Here is a 404-nt window from a genome sequence, read left to right as displayed (position 1 = left end):
TTTCGACAAGGAGATGAACTATAAGTACGGCGGCTATACCCAAATGACGGAGGAAGCGTATGAGGATGGCACCAACCGGGAGCATGAAAGATTATATTAGGACCGAGCGTAAAGAAACAGTCCGTTGGGACTGTTTTAGCGAGGGGCCAGGTTGCGGGGGGCTGGCGGAAGAACCCGGATATTTCTATATTTACCTGTCCAATGATGGGGCCGAAGGAGGAGAAGCCTTCTTTGACGATTTCACCATCCTGAACCTGGAAAGTTACATCGTCCAGCAGACGCAGCCGCACACCCTGGCCCAAAGACTCTCGTCTTTGTCCTTATCCGTATGGGCTAATAGCCAGGAACTTTGTGAGGGAGGGGGAGAAGGAGACCTTGGACCTTTTTCAAGAGGATCGAGCGTG

1 protein-coding gene is annotated in these 404 nt (G+C 51.7%); it reads left to right on the top strand.

Translation table 11 applies throughout. From position 1 onward, the window contains the following. Positions 1-83 precede the first annotated feature (83 nt). The coding region (locus DB520_RS26365; protein WP_232835172.1) for a hypothetical protein at positions 84-404 on the top strand (321 nt) is incomplete at its 3' end.

Source organism: Pleomorphovibrio marinus, from assembly GCF_003347495.1.
GTDB lineage: Bacteria > Bacteroidota > Bacteroidia > Cytophagales > Cyclobacteriaceae > Pleomorphovibrio > Pleomorphovibrio marinus.
This window is presented reverse-complemented; position numbering and strand designations above follow the sequence as displayed.